The sequence below is a fragment of the Belnapia sp. genome, from assembly GCF_059504005.1.
On the sequence record NZ_JCACHU010000166.1, the window covers coordinates 148,624 to 164,380 of the forward strand.

Annotated in this window: 15 protein-coding genes; 8 read left to right on the plus strand and 7 right to left on the minus strand. The window is 71.0% G+C overall.

From position 1 onward, the window contains the following. Positions 1-11 precede the first annotated feature (11 nt). The 4 genes from AC5JJ1_RS26255 (at position 12) to AC5JJ1_RS26270 (ending at position 3,234) form a co-directional block, all read left to right on the plus strand. A complete protein-coding gene (locus AC5JJ1_RS26255; RefSeq protein WP_495788073.1) occupies positions 12-1,574 on the plus strand; it encodes an acyl-CoA carboxylase subunit beta in 1,563 nt (520 codons plus the stop codon). Next, positions 1,571-2,227: a DUF1028 domain-containing protein gene (locus AC5JJ1_RS26260; RefSeq protein ID WP_495788074.1), complete on the plus strand. Its 657-nt coding sequence runs from the start codon at positions 1,571-1,573 to the stop codon at positions 2,225-2,227. The genes AC5JJ1_RS26255 and AC5JJ1_RS26260 overlap by 4 nt, the downstream gene beginning before the upstream one ends. 72 nt (positions 2,228-2,299) lie before the next feature. Continuing rightward, entirely contained in the window at positions 2,300-2,776 is a 477-nt protein-coding gene (locus AC5JJ1_RS26265; RefSeq protein WP_495788075.1) for a hypothetical protein, read from the plus strand. A 56-nt stretch (positions 2,777-2,832) separates the two neighbouring features. Continuing rightward, a complete protein-coding gene (locus AC5JJ1_RS26270; RefSeq protein ID WP_495788076.1) occupies positions 2,833-3,234 on the plus strand; it encodes a DUF3597 domain-containing protein in 402 nt (133 codons plus the stop codon). 132 nt (positions 3,235-3,366) lie between these two features. On the opposite strand, the gene AC5JJ1_RS26275 is transcribed toward AC5JJ1_RS26270, so the two are convergent. Next, positions 3,367-3,528, minus strand: coding sequence for a hypothetical protein (locus AC5JJ1_RS26275; RefSeq protein WP_495788077.1), 162 nt, complete (start codon positions 3,526-3,528; stop codon positions 3,367-3,369). 135 nt (positions 3,529-3,663) lie between these two features. Between AC5JJ1_RS26275 and AC5JJ1_RS26280 the strand changes: the two genes are divergently transcribed. Both AC5JJ1_RS26280 and pepN read left to right on the plus strand, forming a co-directional pair. Then, a complete protein-coding gene (locus AC5JJ1_RS26280) occupies positions 3,664-4,647 on the plus strand; it encodes a Bug family tripartite tricarboxylate transporter substrate binding protein (RefSeq protein ID WP_495788078.1) in 984 nt (327 codons plus the stop codon). A gap of 70 nt (positions 4,648-4,717) precedes the next feature. Continuing rightward, positions 4,718-7,339: an aminopeptidase N gene (gene pepN, locus AC5JJ1_RS26285; RefSeq protein ID WP_495788079.1), complete on the plus strand. Its 2,622-nt coding sequence runs from the start codon at positions 4,718-4,720 to the stop codon at positions 7,337-7,339. 129 nt (positions 7,340-7,468) lie between these two features. Here the strand turns inward: pepN and AC5JJ1_RS26290 are convergent, their stop codons facing one another. Together AC5JJ1_RS26290 and AC5JJ1_RS26295 are read right to left on the minus strand one after the other, a co-directional pair. Beyond that, positions 7,469-8,050, minus strand: coding sequence for a LysE family transporter (locus AC5JJ1_RS26290; RefSeq protein ID WP_495788080.1), 582 nt, complete (start codon positions 8,048-8,050; stop codon positions 7,469-7,471). Between the two features lie 10 nt (positions 8,051-8,060). Beyond that, complete coding sequence (locus AC5JJ1_RS26295; RefSeq protein ID WP_495788081.1) at positions 8,061-8,282, minus strand: hypothetical protein; 222 nt, start codon at positions 8,280-8,282, stop codon at positions 8,061-8,063. Positions 8,283-8,604: 322 nt separating this feature from the next. Between AC5JJ1_RS26295 and AC5JJ1_RS26300 the strand changes: the two genes are divergently transcribed. Continuing rightward, entirely contained in the window at positions 8,605-9,606 is a 1,002-nt protein-coding gene (locus AC5JJ1_RS26300; protein WP_495788082.1) for a VOC family protein, read from the plus strand. Then, entirely contained in the window at positions 9,606-11,234 is a 1,629-nt protein-coding gene (locus AC5JJ1_RS26305) for a gamma-glutamyltransferase family protein (RefSeq protein ID WP_495788083.1), read from the plus strand. The genes AC5JJ1_RS26300 and AC5JJ1_RS26305 overlap by 1 nt, the downstream gene beginning before the upstream one ends. Here the strand turns inward: AC5JJ1_RS26305 and AC5JJ1_RS26310 are convergent. From AC5JJ1_RS26310 to hisD, 4 genes are read right to left on the minus strand one after another with little or no spacing between them, the layout of a single operon-like run. Further along, positions 11,231-12,328 (minus strand): alpha-hydroxy acid oxidase, encoded by a 1,098-nt coding sequence (locus AC5JJ1_RS26310; RefSeq protein WP_495788084.1) that lies wholly within the window; start codon positions 12,326-12,328, stop codon positions 11,231-11,233. The genes AC5JJ1_RS26305 and AC5JJ1_RS26310 overlap by 4 nt on opposite strands. Positions 12,329-12,330: 2 nt before the next feature. Beyond that, on the minus strand, positions 12,331-13,203 hold the full coding sequence (locus AC5JJ1_RS26315) for an isocitrate lyase/PEP mutase family protein (RefSeq protein WP_495788085.1): 873 nt from the start codon (positions 13,201-13,203) through the stop codon (positions 12,331-12,333). A gap of 4 nt (positions 13,204-13,207) precedes the next feature. Continuing rightward, positions 13,208-14,440 (minus strand): amidohydrolase family protein, encoded by a 1,233-nt coding sequence (locus tag AC5JJ1_RS26320; RefSeq protein WP_495788086.1) that lies wholly within the window; start codon positions 14,438-14,440, stop codon positions 13,208-13,210. Further along, a complete protein-coding gene (gene hisD, locus AC5JJ1_RS26325) occupies positions 14,440-15,753 on the minus strand; it encodes a histidinol dehydrogenase (RefSeq protein WP_495788087.1) in 1,314 nt (437 codons plus the stop codon). The genes AC5JJ1_RS26320 and hisD overlap by 1 nt, the downstream gene beginning before the upstream one ends. Between the last annotated feature and the right edge of the window lie 4 nt (positions 15,754-15,757).

Below are 15,757 nucleotides of genomic sequence, written 5' to 3' on the forward strand. Positions count from 1 at the left end.
TGGAGGGGCGGATGAGCTGGCAGCCGGAGCTGGAGGACCTCGCCCGGCGCGAGGCGCTGGCCCATGCGATGGGCGGGCCGGAGAAGGTGGCGCGCCAGCATGCCGGCGGCCGGCTCACGGTGCGAGAGCGGGTGGACCGGATGCTCGACCCAGGCTCCTTCCATGAGGTCGGGACCATTGCGGGCAAGGCGCAGTACGGAGCGGATGGGGAGCTGGCGGCCTTCACGCCCTCCAATTGCGTCATGGGGCGCGGGCGGGTCGAGGGGCGGCCGGTGGTCATCGTGGGCGACGACTTCACCGTCCGCGGCGGTAGCGCGGATGCGACGATCCGCGAGAAGCCGATCATGGCGGAGCGGATGGCCCGCGAGCTGCGGCTGCCCCTCATCCGGATCATCGAGGGCTCGGGCGGCGGCGGGTCGGTCAAGACGATCGAGACCACCGGGCGGGCCAACCTGCCGGGCGGGATCGGCGGGGAGGCGATGTACCACCTGACGGGCGACAACCTCTCGGTGGTGCCGGTGGTGGGGCTGGGGCTCGGCTCGGTGGCGGGGCTCGGCGCGGCGCGCCTCGCTGCGACGCATTTCTCGGTGATGACCAAGGAGGGCTCGGCGATGTTCGTCGCTGGGCCGCCGGTGGTGAATGCGCTCGGGCCGCGCCAGTTCACCAAGCAGGAGCTGGGCGGGTGGGAGACGCAGACCCGGGCGGGCTCGGTCGACCATGCGGTCGACAGCGAGGAGGAGGCCTTCGCGGCGGCGCGGCGCTTCCTCAGCTACCTGCCGAGCTCCGTCCATGAGCTGCCCGCCCGGGCGGCCTGCGGGGATGACCCGGCGCGGGCGGATGAGGACTGGCTCTCGGCCATTCCGCGGGAGATCCGCAAGGCCTACCGGATCAGGCCGCTGATCGAGGGGCTGCTCGATGCGGGCAGCGTCTTCGAGACGGGGCGGTATTTCGGGCGCTCGGTCGTCACTGCGCTGGCAAGGCTGAACGGGCTGCCGGTGGCGGTGATCGCGGGGGACCCGATGTTCTACGCCGGGTCCTGGACGGCGGATGCCTGTGCCAAGATCATCCGCTTCGTCGACCTGGCCGATACCTTCCACCTGCCGGTGGTGCATCTGATGGACTGCCCGGGCTTCATGATCGGCCTCGAGGCGGAGCAGCGGGGGACGATCCGCTGGGGCGTGCGGGCGATGGCGGCGATCAACCAGAGCCGGGTGCCCTGGTGCACGGTGATCCTGCGCAACGCCTTCGGGGTGGCGGGGGCGATCCACCAGCCGGCGGGGCGGTTCTCGCTGCGCTATGCCTGGCCCTCGGCGCGCTGGGGGTCGCTGCCGCTCGAGGGCGGGATCGAGGCGGCCTACCGGGCGGATATCGAGGCGGCGGAGGACCCGAGGGCGAAGCTCGCGGAGATCGAGGCGCGGCTGCAGAAGCTGCGCAGCCCGCTTAGGACGGCGGAGGCCTTCTGGGCGGAGGAGATCATCGACCCGCGGCAGACGCGGCGGTTGCTCTGCGAGTTCGCGGATTACGCCGAGAAGCTGCGGGAGCCGGGGCGGATCGGGCGGGGGGTGCGGCCGTGACCTTCTCGCTCATCGGCCGCTGCCCGAGGACGGGGCAGATCGGCGCGGCGGTGACGACCTCCTCCATCGCGGTCGGCAGCCGGGTACCCTTCTGCGCGGCGGGGGTCGGGGCGGTCCTGACGCAGCATCGGACCGATCCCGGATTGGGGCCAAGGGGGCTCGACCTGCTGCGCTCGGGCTGCGGCGCGGAGGCGGTGGTGGCGGCGCTGGTGGCATCGACGCCGCATCATGCCTGGCGGCAGGTCGCGGTGCTCGATGCCGAAGGGCGGACGGCGCATTTCCATGGAACGAAGGTGAAGCCGGGGCTCGGTGCCGCGCATGGCGAGGGGGTGGTGGCCATCGGCAACATCCTCGCCTCATCCGCGGTGCCGGGCGCGATGGTGGGGGCCTTCGTCGCCGCGCCGGAGCTGCCGCTGGCGGAGCGGCTGATGCGGGGGCTGGAGGCCGGCGAGGCAGCGGGCGGCGAGCATGGGGCGGTGAGCTCCGCGAGCCTCTTGGTCGTCTGGCGGGAGGTCTTTCCCTATGTCGACCTGCGCGTCGACAAGGCGGCGGCGCCGCTGCCCGCGCTCCGCACGCTCTGGGAGGACTATGCGCCGCTGGCCGACGGCTTCCTGCAACGGGCGCTGGAGCCGGAGGGCGCGCCGTTGATCTGAACCCTTCGGATTGAATGGCAGGTTCGGGCGGCCGGAGGCAGAATCGCCCTGCAACAAGGGCGGGAGGAACCCATGGCGCTCGATCCGCAGGCCAAGCTGGCCGCCGACGAGAAGCTCTACACCCATGCTCGCGGCCTCACCTCCTATTCGCGGTCCCTGTTGGAGGAGGCGCGCCGCTTCTTTGTCGGGCATGACCAGGCCGTCGGCGTGCTGTTCGTCGGCGACGCCATGCAACCGCCGATCTTCCTGAAGAGCGGCATCGAGGGCGGACCCTGGGGCGGGACCCAGCGCGGTGGCGTGCCGCGAGGCGAAGGGCGCGGCTTCACCTCCGGCGGACCGAGCCAGGGCAATATCGCGACCCATGTCGAAGGGCATGCCTCAGCCATCTTGTGGCAGCGCAGCGCTCGCCTCGGCCACCTTCTCGTCGACCGAGCCATGTGCGGCGTGTGCCATCGAAGCCTGCATGTGACGCTGCCGCCGGCCGCGCTCCTTTTCGTCTACTCGGAGGAGGAGGGAAAGACCCTTGTACGGGCCAGCCATGGCCCATGAGCGAACCGGAAGGGCCGCGGATCGTTGGGGCTGGGCAATCCCATGGAGTGATCCGCATGAGTCTGTTCGGCCGAATTCTCGACAAGCTGCGGGGGCATGCCCAGGCCGCCCCCGCATCCGACGGGGCCGCGGTGGCGCCGCCGCAATCGCCGGGCCCGGCGGATGACCTGCCTGCGGCGGGGGCGGCGACCGCCTCGGCGCCAATCGACGTGACGGGCATCCTCGACGGGCTGGCCTCGCAGCAGCGGCAGCGACTGGACTGGCGGCACTCCATCGTCGACCTGATGAAGCTGCTCGAGCTCGACAGCAGCCTCGAGAACCGGAAGGAGCTGGCGAAGGAGCTCAACTATTCCGGCGACACCAGTGACTCGGCATCGATGAACATCTGGCTGCACAAGCAGGTCATGCAGAAGCTGGCCGCGAATGGCGGCAAGGTGCCGGCCGAGCTGAAGGACTAAGACGCATTCCGGACCCTTGCCGGGACCGGCGGCGGGGTGCCGCCGGCTTCGGCAGGGGGCCAGTCCATGAGGGACGTGCGGCAGTGACCTAGTCATCCTCGAGGCCGAGGGCGGGCGAGGTGCGCGCCGGCGTCACCGTTTTTCCTTCGAATGCATCGGCAATGCCAAGGTCATGCGCCGAACGCCGGATCGCACGCGTCCCGGCTGGCTCGGGAGCATCATCATCGGCGTCGTCGGCGCGGAGATCAGCACGCGGCGCTCACCCGCACCATGCCGCTCGAGCAGATCAACCATGGCTTCGCGTTGATGGAGCGGGGCAAGAGCATCCGCTTGGTCGTCTGCTGACGCGGCTTCGTCAGATGTGGGTGGAGCAGGCGCGCCTCCCGCCCTATGCTCGCCCGGCAAAACGAAAAAAAGGGGAAACCTGCCGTGGATCGTCGTACCCTTCTGCTCGCCGGCGCAGGGCTTGCCGCGCCGCGCCTCGGCCTTGCGCAGGCGCAGGCGCAGGGCCCCTACCCGTCCCGCCCCGTGCGGCTGGTCGTGCCCTGGCCGCCAGGGCAGGCGACGGACCTGATGGCGCGGGTCGCGGGCCAGCAGGTCTCGGCGCAATGGGGGCAGCCGATCGTGCCGGACAACAAGGCGGGCGCGGCCGGGATGATCGGGACGGATGCGGTCGCCAAGGCGGCGCCCGATGGCTACACCATCCTTGCCGCCTCGACCGGGCCGATCACCACGGCGCCGCTGGTGCAGCGGACGCCCTATGATCCCGAGAAGGACCTCGCGCCGGTCGCGATGATCGGCATTTCGCCCTACCTGCTGACGGTGACGAACAACTTCCCCGCCAAGGATACGGCGGAGTTCATCCGCGTCGTGAAGGCCAATCCGGGCAAGTTCACCTACGCCTCCTCGGGCACCGGAGCAGCGGCGCATCTCATCACCCTGATGTTCCTGAGCAAGACGGGGCTGACGGACACCGTGCACGTGCCCTTCCAGGGCAGCGGGCCGGCGCTGACCTCGGTGGTCGCGGGGCAGGTGGATTTCGCCGTCGACACGCTGGCGGCGACGGGGCCGCTGGTGCGGCAGGGGGCGCTACGGGCGCTCGGCATCACCCTCGCGGCAGGGAGCGCGCTGGCGCCGGGGATCGCGCCGCTTGCCAGCGTGCCGGAGGCGGCGGGCTTCGATGTCGGCGCCTTCGGCGGCTACATGATGCCGGCGGGGACGCCGCCCGAGATCGTCGCCAGGCTGGCGGAGGAGACCGGGCAGGCGATGGCGACGGACGAGGTGCGCTCGCGCCTGGCCGCGATCGGCTTCCAGCCGGAGCCGCGGGGGACGGCGGAGTTCACCGCCTTCCTGAAGACGCACCGGAAGCAGTTCCGGCAGGTGATCGAGGCCAACCGGATCCGGGTGGATTGAGGGGGCCCCTCGCAGAATGGCGGGGGCGACCCGATCTCCCGGATGACCGAGATGGGAGGGGTTCACACCGATGCCCGACAGCGCTCCGCACACGACCCACCGGGCCGATTACCGGCCGCCCGCCTTCCTTATCGATACGGTGGAGCTGGAATTCCGCCTCGACCCGGCGGCGACGCTGGTCCGGGCGCGGCTGGCATTCCGGCGCAACGGGCCGGGCGAGTTCCGCCTGGACGGGGATGGGCTGACCCTGCTGGAGGCCAGGCTCGATGGGGCGGCCCTGGCAGAGGGGCGGACGAGGCTCGGCGGGGACGGGTCGCTGACCGTCGCCGATGCGCCGGATGCGGGCGTGCTGGAGACGCTGGTGCGGATCGCGCCGGAGAAGAATACCGAGCTGTCCGGGCTCTATACCTCCGGGGGCAATTTCTTCACGCAGTGCGAGGCGGAGGGGTTCCGCCGCATCACCTTCTTCCCCGACCGGCCGGATGTGATGGCGCGCTACACCGTCACCATCCATGCCGAGCGGGCGCGCTGCCCGGTGCTGCTCTCGAACGGCAATCCGGCGGGGGCGGGGCATGGCGGGGACGGCACGCACTGGGTGCGCTGGGTCGACCCGCATCCGAAGCCGAGCTACCTCTTCGCCCTCGTCGCCGGCGATCTGGTCGACGTGCGTGACAGCTTCGTCACGAAATCCGGGCGGCAGGTGGCGCTCAACATCTGGGTGCGGCGGGGCGACGAGGACCGCTGCGGCCATGCGATGGACAGCCTCATCCGCTCCATGAGATGGGACGAGGAGGTGTTCGGCCTCGAATACGACCTCGACGTGTTCAACATCGCCGCCGTCTCCGACTTCAACATGGGGGCGATGGAGAACAAGGGGCTCAACGTCTTCAACACCAAATACGTGCTCGCCAAGCCGGAGACGGCGACGGATGGCGACTACCAGGGCATCGAGACCGTCATCGCGCATGAGTATTTCCACAACTGGACGGGCAACCGCGTCACCTGCCGGGACTGGTTCCAGCTCTCGTTGAAGGAGGGGCTGACGGTCTTCCGCGACCAGGAATTCTCGGCGGACCAGGGCAGCCGGGCGGTGAAGCGCATCCGCGACGTGCGCGGGCTGCGCGGCGCGCAATTCCCCGAGGATGCAGGGCCGATGGCGCATCCCGTGCGGCCGGACAGCTATATCGAGATCGACAATTTCTACACCCCGACCGTCTACCAGAAGGGCGCGGAGGTGGTGCGGCTGATCCATACGCGGATCGGGGCGGCGGCCTTCCGGCGGGGGATGGATCTCTACATCGCGCGCTGCGACAACCAGGCGGTGACGATCGAGGATTTCGTCGCGGCAATGCAGGAGGCGTCCGGCGTCGACCTCTCCTCCTTCATGGGCTGGTACGACCAGGCGGGCACGCCGGAGCTCACCGCCGAGGATCGCTACGAGCCGGCGGCGCGTCGCTGGGTGCTGACCTTGCGGCAGGCGACGAAGCCGACGCCGGGGCAGGCCGAGAAGCACCCGGTGCCCATCCCCGTCGCCATGGGGCTGCTCGATGCGGGCGGGCGGGAGGTGGCGACGCGGCTCGCCGGGGAGAACGAGGCCAGGCCGGGGACGCGGGTGCTGCTGCTGGAGGGCGGCGAGCAGAGCTTCACCTTCGAGGATGTGGACGGGCCGCCCGTCCCCTCCCTGCTGCGCGGCTTCTCGGCGCCGGTGAAGCTGAAGGGCGTGGCGCGGGAGCGGCTGCGCTTCCTCGCGGTGCACGACACGGACCCCTTCGTCCGCTGGGAGAGCGGGCTGCAATATGCCGCGGCGCTGATGCTGGAGATGGTGGCGGCGCACCAGCGGGGCGAGGCGCTCGGCTTCGATGCGGCGCTGGAGGAGGCGGTGCGCACCACGCTGGGCGGGGCGGAGGCGGACCCGGCCTTCGCCGCGGAGGCGCTGGCCCTGCCGGGCGAGGGTTTCGTCGCCGACCAGATGGAGGTCGCCGAGCCGGCCGCGGTGCATGCGGTGCGGGAGCACCTGCGGCGGGAGATCGGGCGGCGCTGCGGCGATGTGCTGCGCGAAGCCTATGGCGCGCTGTCGGAGGCGGGGGAGTACCGCGTCGACGGGCGCAGCATCGGGCGGCGGGCGCTGCGCAATGCCTGCCTCGCCTATCTCGTGGCGGCCGGCGACACCGGCCTTGCCGAGGCGCAGTATGCGGCGGCGGGGAACATGACCGACCGGCTCGCGGCGCTCTCGCTGCTCGCCGATGCCGAGGGGCCGGCGCGGGAGGGGCCGCTGGCCGACTTCCATGCGCGCTGGCGGGGCGACGACCTGGTGCTCGACAAGTGGTTCTCGATCCAGGCGATGTCATCGCGGGCGGATACGCTGGAGGCGGTCAGGGCGCTCTACGGGCATCCGGACTTCGACCTGCGCAACCCGAACCGCGCCCGCTCCCTGGTCGGGGCCTTTGCGGCGGGGAATCCGCTGCACTTCCACAGGGAGGATGGCGAGGGGTACCGGTTCCTGGCCGATGCGGTGATCGCGCTCGACCCGATCAACGGCTCGATCGCGGCGCGCATGGTCGGGCCGCTCGGGCAGTGGCGCCGGCAGGCGCCGGCGCGGGCGGCGCTGATGCGCCAGGAGCTGCAGCGGGTGCTGGCGGCGCCGAAGCTCAGCAAGGGGACGTTCGAGAAGGCGTCCAAGGGGTTGGCGTAGCGCGCCCCGGCCGAACCATCCCGCCCTCGGGGCAGGTGCCGGTCGGGTCCTCGTCCCTGGCCGGCGTGGCCCGCCATCGCCGGGAAGGCCTTGGGGAGGCTGCCATCCGCCGGCGCGGCCGGCACCCCCTCAGGGCGTGGCGAGGATCGAGCCCGCCATCGCCACCAGGACGGCGGCCGTGGCCAGGCGGATCGGGCGGTGCCAGTCGAGCGCCATGCGCTGGCAGGCCGGATAGGCCAGCAGCGTGGCAAGGACGAGGGAGACCGCGAGCGCCGTCGCCGTCACCGCCAGGGGCAGCATCGGCAGGAGGCCCTCGGACAAGGCGAGCGGCCCCAGAATTTGGGCCGCGAAGAAGGCGGCCGTCATCGGGTTGGTGAGGGCGGTGCAGAAGCCGGCGCCGAACTCGGCGCCCTGGGCCCGGCGCGGGGCGCGGCCGGCGTCCGGCCGGCGGCTGCGCGCAACCGCGAGGGCGACCAGGAGAAGCAGCGCCGCCGCTGCGACGCGGCCGGCCTTGGCCCAGCCGGCGGCGGCCGGGGCGTTGCCGAGGACCGCCGCGAGCGCCGCGCTCAGCGTGCCGGCGCCGAGCGCGATGCCGAGGCAGATCGGCAGCGCGCCGCGCAGCCCGCGCAAGGCGGCGAAGCCGGCGATCACCAGGAGATTCGGGCCAGGCGTGACCAGGAGCGCCAGATAGGCCAGCAGGAAGTCACGCATGGATCTTGCGTCACCCGCCGCTGGTGCAGACCATGCCGATGAGGAGCAGGCCCTCGGTCCTCCGCTCCGCATCGGCGCGGGCGGGGCCCAAGGTCACGGCGACCGGGGCATAGACCGGGCGGCACTGGACCGAGGGCGGGTGGGGCAGGCCGACATCCGGCCCGGCCTCGGCCGCGACCGGCAGGGCCGGCTGCGCGGCGGCTGTCAGGCTCGCGGCAACGACGAGCGGCATCGTGGCCAGGGAAAGGCCAAGTATCGCATATCGCATGGCTTGCACGCCTTGTATGGGAACGAGGCGTATTATGATCGAAGCCATTGTGAGTCAGAGGGAATAATGAGGCTTTGCCTCGGATGTGAGTATTCTTTCAGCACGAGTATTTGCGAGGGCTCGCCGAATGTGGTGCCGTCTCATTTCCGCGCGGAGACCGGCGCCGGGTCCATCCCATGGGATGGCGCTCGGAGGGTGAGGTTGGCTGCGGCAACCGGCGCTTTTCATGTGACCGGCGGCCCCATCGGCGCGATGCTGCCGGGGAGGCGGCGAAGGGGAGGACATCATGGCCATCCAGGCGCTCGGCTATGTCGGCATCGAGGCCAGCCGGCTGGAGGACTGGGCGGCTTTTGGCACCGGCCTGCTCGGCCTGCAGCTCGCCGAACGGAGCGGGGCGCAGCTCACTTTCCGCATGGATGACCGGAAGCAGCGGCTGCTGGTGGTGCCGGGCGCCGGCGACGGGGCGCGGTTCTTCGGCTGGGAGGTGGCGGATGGGGCGGCGCTCGACGCGGTCGCCGCGCGGCTGGAGGGCCTGGGCGTGCCGGTTGCGCAGGGCGATGCGGGGCTGGCGGCGCAGCGCCGGGTCGCCGGGCTGGTCGTCAGCGAGGATCCGGTCGGCAACCGGCTCGAGATCGTCCACGGGGCGGAGGTGACGGCGGAGCCCTTCCGGCCGGGGCGCTGCATCAGCGGCTTCCGCACCGGGCCGCTCGGCATGGGGCATGCGGTGCTGACGGTGCCGCGGATGGAGGCGGTGCTGCCCTTCTACCGGGATGTGCTGGGCTTCGGGGTCTCGGACTTCGTCACCCACCCGTTCAGGGCGACCTTTCTCCACGTCAATCCCCGGCATCATTCGCTGGCGCTGATCGAGACCGGCCAGGCCGGGCTGCACCACCTGATGCTGGAGCTGTTCAGCCTCGACGATGTCGGCCAGGGCTATGACCTGGCGATGCTGGACGAGGGCCGGATTGGGGTCAGCCTCGGGCGGCACACCAACGACTTCATGACCAGCTTCTATGCCCGGACGCCGGGGGGCTTCATGGTGGAGTATGGCTGGGGCGGGCGGGTGATCGACCCGGGCTCCTGGAAGCCGGTGGAGATGACCTCGGGGCCGAGCCTCTGGGGGCATGAGCGGAGCTGGGGCCCACCGGAGATGCGGGCCGAGGCGCGGCGGATGCGGCTGATGGCGGCGGCCGAGGGGGAGCGGGCGCCGGTGCAGGTGCTGCCGGGGAACCACGTCCTCATGCCGGGGGAATGCGCCTGGTGGGACGGGCTGCGGGCGGCCGAGTGATGCGGCCGGAGCGTCGCCTCCCCTCCCCGCGCGCCATGGTGGTCGCGCCGCAGCCGGAGGCGGTGGAGGCGGGGGCCGCGATGCTCGCCGCGGGCGGCAATGCGCTGGATGCGGCGCTGGCCTGCGCGCTGGCGCAGGGGGTCGTCGACCCGATGATGTGCGGGATCGGCGGGATCGCCACCTTGCAGGTCTTCGATCCCGCGAGCGGGACGCATGCGGTGCTCAACGGGCTCGGCACCTGCCCAGGCGCGGTGCGGGAGGACATGTGGGCCGCGGATTTCCTCGGCGAGTGCCCGGACGGCTTCGGCTATCGCGTCCGCGGTCACGAGAACGAGTGCGGGGCGAAGGCAGTCACCGTGCCGGGAGCCTTGCGGGTCTTCGCGGATGCGCATGCGAGGCTCGGGCGGAAGCCCTGGGCCAGCCTCTTCGAGGCGGCGATCGGCTTCGCCGAGGAGGGCTGGATCATCCGCCCGCATGTGCAGGCGATGTTCACCCTCGACGAGCGGCCCTATGGCCGGATGAGCTACCCGGAGAAGCTCGGCTTCACCGAGGAGGGCCGGCTGCTCTACCTGCGGGAGGACGGGACGCCGAAGCGGCTCGGCGAGGCGGTGCGCAACCCGGGGCTGGCGGCGACGCTCAGGGTCCTTGCCGAGGGCGGCGCGGAGGAGTTCTACCGCGGGCGCATCGCGCGGGCGATCGTGGCGGCGATGGAGGAGCGGGGCGGGCTGATCGCCGCCGGCGATCTCGAGGGGTTCCGGGTGGCGGAGGCGCCGCCCTTGCGGATGCCCTATCGCGGGTATGAGCTGGCCTTGCCGGAGCCGCCGGCGGGGGGCATCGTCGTCGGCGAGATGCTGCGGATCCTGGAGCGCTTCGACCTCACCGCGCTCGGGCACAACACGCCGGACTACATCGCCGTCGTCGCGGAGGCGATGAAGATCGCCGGCATCGACAAGGAGGCGCATGTCGGCGATCCGGCCTTCCAGCCGGTGCCGGTGGAGCGGCTGCTGTCGGAGGCATATGCGGAGGAGTGCGCGGCACGCATCCGGCGGGGGGAGCGGGCCTCGCTGACCCGGGCGAGGAGCGATGCGCCGAACACCACGCATGTCTCCTGCGTCGATGCGGATGGCATGATGGTTTCGATGACGCATACCCTTGCCGTGCCCTCCGGCCTGATCGTGCCGGGGATGGGGTTCATGCTGAACGGGGCGATGAACTGGATGGACCCGCGGCCCGGGCGGGCCGGGTCGATCGCGCCGGGGAAGCGGCGCTACTCCTCGATGACGCCCACCATCGTGCTGCGGGAGGGCAAGCCCGTGGTGACGCTCGGGGCGCCGGGTGGAGCATGGATCACCGTCGCGGTCGCGCAGGTGCTGCTCAACTTGCTTGACTGGGGGATGGGGATGCAGGAGGCGGTGATGGCGCCGCGCTTCTCGGCGACGGGCGAGACCATCGACCTGTCCAACCGCATCCCGCGCGCGACGGAGCGGGCGTTGCAGGCGATGGGCTATCCGACGAAGCGGAGCTACCAGAGCTACGCCTTTGCCGGCGTGCATGGCATCGCCGTCTGGGACGGCACCGCCGAGGGCGGCGCCGATCCGCAGCGGGACGGGTATGCGGCCGGGGTCTAGCGGTAGCCAGGGTCGCTGAGGTTGGTCAGCGGGAAGGCGCTGTGGACGTGGGGCTGCACCACGGGTGCGACGGGGTGGAGGTAGCTTCCGTCGAGTTGGCCGAAGCTCGTCACGCCGAGCAGGCCGAGGACTTCGTGGACCTCCTCCTGCAGGAGCTGGAACATGCGGGCGACGCCGGCCTCGCCGGCGGCGGCCAGGGCGTAGCAGTACATCCGGCCCATGCCGGCTAGCTCGGCGCCGAGGATGACGGCCTTGACGATGTCGCTCCCCCGCACGAAGCCGCCATCGACCCAGACCTTCGCCTTGCCCTCCACCGCCTTCACCACCTCCGGCAGCACGGCGATGGAGCCGCGGCCGTGGTCGAGCTGGCGGCCGCCATGGTTCGAGACATAGACCACCTCGACGCCATGCTCGACGGCGAGGACCGCATCCTCCGCCGTGGCGATGCCCTTGAGGGCGAGCGGCATGCGGGGGAAGCGGTCCTTCCAGCGCTTCACGTCGTCCCAGCTGAGCGCCGCCTGGAAGTGCTGGCCGGTGGCGCGCTGGCGCCAAGGCTTGACGAAGCGCTTGGCGATGTCGCGCTCGCGGCGGCTGTAGATTGCGGTGTCCACCGTCAGGCAGAAGGCATCGTAGCCCGCATCGATGGCACGCTGGGTGATCTCCTCGATCCAGGCGAAGTCGCCGCGGACATAGAGCTGGAAGACCTTGGGCCCCTGCCCCGCCTTAGCCATCGGCTCAAGACCGGGCATGGAGACGGAGGAGACCATGATGGGCACGCCGAACTCGGCCGCGGCGCGGGCGGCGGGGGCGCCGCCCTGCGGGTCGAAATTTTCGAGGCCACCGACGGGCGCCAGCATCACCGGCAGGGTGACGGGCTTGCCGAGAAAGCGGCCGGTGAGGTCGATGTTGGAGACATCGCGGAGGACGCGGGGGCGGAAGGCGAGGCCGTCGATGTCGGCGCGGTTGCGCATCATCGTCGTCTCGGTCTCGGTGGCGCCGACCAGGTAGTCCCAGTTGCCGGGGCTGAGGCGGCCCTTCGCCTCCTTGACGAATTCATGGAGGGTCTGGAAGGGGCTTTCCGCCGTGTTCGACATGTCTAGTTCCCTCCGAGGAATTCTTTTGTCCAACGCTTGTAGTCGGCGTCGCGGGTGATGCGGGGCATCAGGCCGGGCTCCGGCAGGCCGGGGAGATCGGCCGGCTGCACGCCCTCGCGGAGCGCCTTCAGCGTGGCGTAGACGGCCTGCTGGGCGGCCATGATGGGCTGGTGGCCCTGGAGGGCGATGCGGACGCCGCGGGCGGCAAGGTAGTCGCGGTCCTTCAGCTCCGTGCCCTCGATGCCTCCGAGGATGATGGGGCGGGTGGCCACCGCGGCGACGGCCTCGAGCTCGGCGCGGGTCTTGATGCCGGTGTAGAAGAGGGCGTCCGCGCCGCTCGCGGTATAGGCCTTGGTACGGGCGACGGCATCCTCCACGCCGTTGACGGAGACGACGCCACTGCGGGCGACGATAACGAAGGAGGGGTCGTCGCGGGCGGCGAGCGCGGCGCGAACCTTGCCGAGGCCCTCCTCCAGCGAGATCAGCGTCACACGGCCATCGCCATGCGGGCGCGGGAGGACGGTGTCCTCGAGCGTCATGGCGGCGACGCCGGCATTTTCCAGCTCCTCCACCGTGCGGATGGCGTTGAGAGCATTGCCGTAGCCATGGTCGGCATCGACCAACAGCGGCAGGGTGCGGACGGCGCGGCAGATCCGGCGGGCCTGCTCGGCGAACTCGCTGAGGGTGAGCACGATGAGATCGGGCGCGCCGAGCACGGTGAGCGAGGCGGTGGAGCCGGCATACATGCCGACCTCGAAGCCGAGATCCTCGGCGATGCGGGCGGACATCGGGTCGAAGACCGAGCCGGGATGCACGCAGGCCGGCCCGGCGAGGACGTTCCGGAAGCGGAGGCGGCGGTCGGTGACGCTGGTCATGGGGTCACTCCGGGCGATGCAGCGTGACGGGCTGGCGCGTGACGCTGCGGCGGCCGCGCTTGAAGGCCGCGAGGACGGGCGCGACCTCGCGGATGGCCGCGACCGGATCCGGCGCGTCGATCAGGGCGAGGTCGGCGGGGTTGCCGACCGCGATGCCGTAATCCTGGCGGCGCATCAGCCTGGCCGACTCCGTGGTGAACATGGCCCAGGTCTCGCGCAGGTCGTCCGGCATCGCGTGCTGGGTGACGTTGGCGTAGAGATTCGCCATGCGGATGAGCTGGCCGTCGCCCATGGGCGTAAAGGCGTTCAGGATGTTGTTGGAGGAGAGTGAGCAGGTGACGCCGAGCCGGTGCAGGCGGTTGGCGTCCGCCACGCTGCGCTCGATGCGGTGGTCCCGGTCGCGGGCGCCGAGATAGAGGTCGGTCGCCGGTAGGACGGTCAACGCCACGCCGGTGCCGGCCATGCGCTTCGCCATCTCGTCGAGCTCCGGCAGCGGCATGACGGAGAGCTTCGTCAGGTGCCCGCAGGCGACACGGCCGCCCCAGCCATACCGCTCGGTCAGGTCGCAGACCAAGCGCGTGTCGAGATGGGCGGCGGAGGAGCCGCTGTCGACATGCATGTCGATATCGGCGTCGAACTCGCGGGCGAGCTCGAAGACGCGGCGGATCTGGCCGGCCGGGTCGGTATCGTAGGAGGGGGCGGCGCCGACGACGCGGGCCCCGCTGCGCAGCGCCGCGACCATCAGCTCGTCGGTGCCGGGGTTGTTGAGCAGCCCCTCCTGCGGCATCACGCAGATCTCGATGTCGATGGCCCATTTGTACTCATCGACCAGGGCCTTCACGCCCTCGAAGCCGCGCAGGCCGACCTTCGGGTCCACCTCGGCATGAGTGCGAATCAGGGTGGTGCCGTGGCCGATGCATTTCTCGAGGGTGCGGCGGGCGCGGTCGGTGACATCCTCGACGGTGAATGTGTGCTTGATGGCGCTGGTGCGCTCCATCGCCCCGTGCGGGAAGCGGGCGGTCTCGCAGGCGCAGCGGTCGATGGTGCAGGTCTTGTCGAGGTGGATATGCGTCTCGACGAGGCCGGGGGAGACGAGGCGGCCGGCGCAGTCCACCACCTCCGCCGCATCGGCCCCGAGGCTAGGCGAGAGGGCGGCGATCAGCCCGTCCTTCACGCCGATATCGGTCGCGGTGCCGTCGGCCAGGCGGGCGTGGCGGAGCAGGAGGTCGAGGGCCATCAGCGCTTCTCCGCCGCGGTCGCATAGGGGATGTTGCGGCCGCCGTAGCGGCGCACGCGGATATTGGCCTGCTCGGCATGGCCGGCGAAGCCTTCCAGCATGCAGAGGCGGGAGCAGGCCTCCCCGATCATGGCGCTGGCCTCGTCCGTCAGCACGCGCTGGTAGGTGACGGTCTTCAGGAACTTGCCCACCCAGAGGCCGCCGGTGTAGCGCGCCGCCCGCTGCGTCGGCAGCGTGTGGTTGGTGCCAATGACCTTGTCGCCATAGGAGACATTGGTGCGGGGGCCGAGGAAGAGGGCGCCGTAATTGGTCATGTGGCGCAGGAAGTGGTCGTCGTCGCGGGTCATCACCTGGACATGCTCGGAGGCGATGCGGTCGGCCTCCCGCACCATCTCATCGAGGCTGTCGCAGAGGATGACCTCGCCATAGTCCTGCCAGGCCTTGCGGGCAATCTCGGCCGTCGGGAGGATGGTCAGCAGGCGCTCGACCTCGGCCATGGTCTCGTGGGCGAGCTTCTCGGAGTCGGTCAGCAGGATGGCGGGGCTGGTGGGGCCGTGCTCAGCCTGGCCGAGCAGGTCGGTGGCGCAGAGCTCGGCATCGACCGTCTCGTCGGCGATGACGAGGGTCTCGGTCGGGCCGGCGAAGAGGTCGATGCCCACGCGGCCGAAGAGCTGGCGCTTGGCCTCGGCGACGAAGGCGTTGCCGGGGCCGACCAGCATGTCGACGGCGGCGATGCTTCCCGTGCCCAGCGCCATGGCGCCGACGGCCTGCACGCCGCCGAGGCAGTAGATGACATCGGCGCCTGCCAGGTGCTGGGCGGCGACGATGGCGGGTGCGGGCTTTCCTTTGTAGGGTGGGGCGCAGGTGACGATGCGCGGGACGCCGGCGACCTTCGCCGTCACCACCGACATGTGGGCGGAGGCGAGCAGCGGGTACTTCCCGCTGGGGACGTAGCAGCCGACCGAGTTCACCGGGATGTTCTTGTGGCCGAGGACGATGCCGGGCAGCGTCTCGACCTCGATGTCGCGGAGGGCGGCCTTCTGGTGCTCGGCGAAATTGCGGACCTGGGCCTGGGCGAAGCGGATGTCCTCGAGGTCCTGGCCGGTGAGCTGGTCCAGGCATTCGCGGATCTCGGCATCGGTCAGGCGGTAGTCGGCACGGTCCCAGCCGTCGAACTTCACCGAGTATTCGCGGACGGCGGCGTCGCCGCGGGCGGCGATGTCGGCGAGCAGGCCCTCGACGATGCCGCGGACCTTGGTGTCCGCATCGGCCTTGTCGGAGGCGGAGATGCTTTGCTTGAGCCAGTGGGCCATGGTC

What these genes read in the sequence shown, in the direction of transcription:
- hisD (WP_495788087.1), bottom strand. Translation starts at nt 15,753, where the DNA reads ATGGCCCACTGGCTCAAGCAAAGCATCTCCGCCTCCGACAAGGCCGAT.
- AC5JJ1_RS26320 (WP_495788086.1), bottom strand. Translation starts at nt 14,440, where the DNA reads ATGGCCCTCGACCTCCTGCTCCGCCACGCCCGCCTGGCCGACGGCACC.
- AC5JJ1_RS26265 (WP_495788075.1), top strand. Translation starts at nt 2,300, where the DNA reads ATGGCGCTCGATCCGCAGGCCAAGCTGGCCGCCGACGAGAAGCTCTAC.
- AC5JJ1_RS26300 (WP_495788082.1), top strand. Translation starts at nt 8,605, where the DNA reads ATGGCCATCCAGGCGCTCGGCTATGTCGGCATCGAGGCCAGCCGGCTG.
- AC5JJ1_RS26275 (WP_495788077.1), bottom strand. Translation starts at nt 3,528, where the DNA reads ATGGTTGATCTGCTCGAGCGGCATGGTGCGGGTGAGCGCCGCGTGCTG.
- AC5JJ1_RS26255 (WP_495788073.1), top strand. Translation starts at nt 12, where the DNA reads ATGAGCTGGCAGCCGGAGCTGGAGGACCTCGCCCGGCGCGAGGCGCTG.
- pepN (WP_495788079.1), top strand. Translation starts at nt 4,718, where the DNA reads ATGCCCGACAGCGCTCCGCACACGACCCACCGGGCCGATTACCGGCCG.
- AC5JJ1_RS26310 (WP_495788084.1), bottom strand. Translation starts at nt 12,328, where the DNA reads ATGTCGAACACGGCGGAAAGCCCCTTCCAGACCCTCCATGAATTCGTC.
- AC5JJ1_RS26315 (WP_495788085.1), bottom strand. Translation starts at nt 13,203, where the DNA reads ATGACCAGCGTCACCGACCGCCGCCTCCGCTTCCGGAACGTCCTCGCC.
- AC5JJ1_RS26295 (WP_495788081.1), bottom strand. Translation starts at nt 8,282, where the DNA reads ATGCCGCTCGTCGTTGCCGCGAGCCTGACAGCCGCCGCGCAGCCGGCC.
- AC5JJ1_RS26305 (WP_495788083.1), top strand. Translation starts at nt 9,606, where the DNA reads ATGCGGCCGGAGCGTCGCCTCCCCTCCCCGCGCGCCATGGTGGTCGCG.
- AC5JJ1_RS26270 (WP_495788076.1), top strand. Translation starts at nt 2,833, where the DNA reads ATGAGTCTGTTCGGCCGAATTCTCGACAAGCTGCGGGGGCATGCCCAG.
- AC5JJ1_RS26290 (WP_495788080.1), bottom strand. Translation starts at nt 8,050, where the DNA reads ATGCGTGACTTCCTGCTGGCCTATCTGGCGCTCCTGGTCACGCCTGGC.